We start from the raw sequence: 3,436 nt of genomic DNA, 5'->3' as shown, positions 1-3,436 counted from the left end.
GGCGGGGCCGGTCGGGGTGGACGCGGGCGCGGCGGCGTATGTGATCTTCACGTCGGGGTCGACGGGGGAGCCGAAGGGGGTTGAGGTGTCGCATCGGGCGGCGCTCAACACGGTGGTGGATGTGAACGAGCGGTTCGGGGTGGGGCCCGGTGACCGGGTGCTGGCGCTGTCGGCGCTGGACTTCGACCTGTCGGTGTGGGACGTGTTCGGGCTGCTGTCGACCGGCGGCGCCCTGGTGCTGATCACCGAGGACGAGCGCAGGGACGCCGCCCGCTGGGTGGAGGCGGTGGCGGCGCACGGGGTGACGGTGTGGAACACCGTCCCGGCGCTGCTGGACATGCTGCTGGTCGCCGGTGAGGCCGCGCCGGGAGCGCTGGACGGTCTGCGGCTGGCGATGGTCTCGGGCGACTGGGTCGGGCTGGACCTGCCCGGCCGCCTGGCCGCGGCGGCACCGGGCTGCCGCCTGGTCGCCCTGGGCGGGGCCACGGAGGCGGCCATCTGGTCCAACTTCACCGACGTGCCGGTGCCGGTCCCGCCGCACTGGAGCTCGGTCCCCTACGGCAGGCCGCTCACCAACCAGCGGTTCCGCGTGGTGGACGGCCGGGGGCGTGACTGTCCCGACTGGGTGCCGGGCGAGCTGTGGATCGGCGGGGCCGGGGTGGCGCTGGGTTACCGGGGTGATCCGGAGGTCACGGCGGCCAAGTTCGTCGAGCGTGACGGCGGGCGCTGGTACCGGACCGGTGACCTGGGCCGCTACTGGCCCGACGGCACGCTGGAGTTCCTGGGCCGGGCCGACCACCAGGTCAAGGTGGGCGGCCACCGGATCGAGCTGGGCGAGATCGAGAGCGCGCTGGCGGCGCACCCGGACGTGGGCCACGCGGTGGTCACCACGGTGGGAGGCAAGGCACGCCGGCTGGCCGCGCTGGTGACGGCGCCCGGCGGCACCGCCCCCCGGGGACTGCGGGAATGGCTCGCCGAACGGCTGCCGCCGTACATGGTCCCCGAGTGGTTCGCGGCGCTGCCGGACCTGCCGCTCAGCGCCAACGGCAAAGTCGACCGCGGCGCCGTGCGGAACATCCTCGAAGGCCGGCTCGCAGGCCGCACCGAACGGTCCGTGCCGCCGGTCGGCGCGGTCGAGACGGCCGTGGCGGAGATCTGGAGCGAACTGCTCGGACTGCCCGCCGTGGGCCGGGACCAGAACTTCTTCACCCTCGGCGGCGACAGCCTGCTCGCGACGCGGCTGATGACCAGGCTGCGCACCGCGGGCATCGGCGGGGCGGAGCTGTCGCGGCTGTTCGAGACGCCGGTGCTCGCCGACTTCGCGGCCACCCTCGAACTCGGCGGCGCCGCCCTCGCGCAGCGGACGCTGACCCCCGACATCGAACACCGCTACGACCCGTTCCCCCCGACCGACGTGCAGCGCGCCTACTGGGTCGGGCGGACCGACGACTTCGCCCTCGGCGGCGTGGGCTGCCACTTCTACACCGAATACGACGTCACAGGGATGGACCTCGCCCGGCTCGAAGAGGCGTGGAACCTGCTCATCGAGCGCCACGAGATGCTGCGGGCCGAGTTCCTCCCCGACGGCCGCCAGCGCATCCTGCCCCAGGTGCCCAGGTTCTCCATCCCGGTCACCGACGTCCCCGGCGCCGACGACGGCACGGCCGACCGGGCCCTGGCGGACCTGCGGGACGCCATGTCCCACCAGCTGATCGACGCGACGCGCTGGCCCCTGTTCGACGTGCGGGCCGTGCGCTACGGCGGTGACCGCACCCGCATCGGGATCAGCTTCGACAACATCATCCTCGACGCGCTGAGCTCGATGAACGTGCTGCGGGAGCTGGAGGCCCTCTACACCGACCCCGGCGCCGAGCTGCCCCCGGTCGGCGTGTCCTTCCGTGACTACGTGCTCGGTGTCCAGCCGGATCCCGCCGCGCTCGAAAAGGCGCAAAAGTACTGGTCAGGACGGGTGACCGAGCTGCCCCCCGCGCCCCAGCTGCCGCTCGCCGCCGACCCCTCGCAGATCGGCCGCCCCCGCTTCGTACGGCGCCAGGCCCGCCTGTCGCCCGAGAAGTGGCAGGCGGTCAAGGACTGCGCGAGACGGCACGCGCTCACCCCCTCGACCGTGCTCGCTACGGCGTTCGCCGAAGTGCTGGGGGCGTGGAGCGCGCGGCAGGACCTGACGATCAACCTCACCCTCTTCGACCGCAGGGAGGTCCACCCCGACATCGACAAGGTTCTGGGTGACTTCACCTCCCTGCTGCTCGTCGCCTACGAGCCCGTCGCCGGGGAGAGCTGGCTCGACAGTGCCCGCCGCCTGCAGCAGCAGGTGGTCCGTGACCTCGAGCACAGCGACGCCTCGGCCATCTGGGTCATGCGGGAGCTGGCCAGGAGCACCGGCTCCGCCGAGGTCTCCATGCCGGTGGTGTTCACCAGCACGCTCGGCGTGACGGGCGACGACCCGTGGAACGCCGGCGCGCGGCTCTTCGCCGAGCCGGTCTGGGGCGTCTCCCAGACGCCCCAGGTGTGGCTGGACCACCAGGTGATCGAGGCCGAGGGCGGGCTGCTGTTCAACTGGGACGCCGTCGAGGAACTGTTCCCCGCGGGCATGCTGGACGCGATGTTCGGCGCCTTCGCCGAGATGCTGGAGTGGCTGGCCGGGGACGACTGGGACGCGGCGGCGCCCTGCCCGGTCCCGGCCGGCCAGCTCGTGGTCCGCTCCGAGGCGAACGGCACCGCGGGACCGATGCCCGAGGGAAACCTGCATTCGGGGTTCTTCGCCCTGGCCGAGCGGGAGCCCGGCCGGGTCGCGCTGGTCGGCGACGGCGTCGAGCTGTCCTACGGCGAGCTCGCCGGCCGGGCCCTGCGGGTGGCGGGGGCGCTGCGGTCGCGGGGAGTCGAGCCGGGCGACGCGGTCGCGGTGACGGTGCCGCGAGGCGCGGACCAGCTCGTGGCGGTGCTGGGGGTGCTGGCCGCCGGGGCGACCTACGTCCCCGTGGGAGTGGATCAGCCCCCGGTCCGCCGGGACCGGATCTACCGGCGCGCGGGCGTACGGCTGGTGCTGACGGGCGAGCCCGGCGTCTCCCACAGCTCCCCGGACGGCGGCTCGAACGGCTTCCCGAACGGCTCCCCGGACGGCGGCTCGGGCGGTTTCCCGAACGGCTCCCCGGACGGCTCCTCGGGCGGTTCCCCGGACGGCGGCCCGAACGGCTCTCCGGCCAGTTCGCCGGACGGTGTGGAGCGCGTGCCGGTGACGGAGGCCGGTGGCGTCCCCCTGGCGGGGCCGGTCGGGGTGGACGCGGGCGCGGCGGCGTATGTGATCTTCACGTCGGGGTCGACGGGGGAGCCGAAGGGGGTTGAGGTGTCGCATCGGGCGGCGCTCAACACGGTGGTGGATGTGAACGAGCGGTTCGGGGTGGGGCCCGGTGACCGGGTG

General features: G+C 73.9%; 1 protein-coding gene. It reads left to right on the top strand.

Annotation, left to right across the window (positions count from 1 at the left end):
* Positions 1–3,436 (top strand): non-ribosomal peptide synthetase (locus tag CA984_RS43135; protein WP_133061970.1); only part of this gene is annotated, 3,436 nt, incomplete at both ends.

Origin of the sequence: Streptosporangium minutum (assembly GCF_002149035.1) — a bacterium.
Taxonomy (GTDB): Bacteria; Actinomycetota; Actinomycetes; order Streptosporangiales; family Streptosporangiaceae; genus Streptosporangium; species Streptosporangium minutum.
The sequence above is the reverse complement of the archived record's forward strand: the minus strand, read 5'-3'. Positions and strand labels throughout refer to the sequence as shown.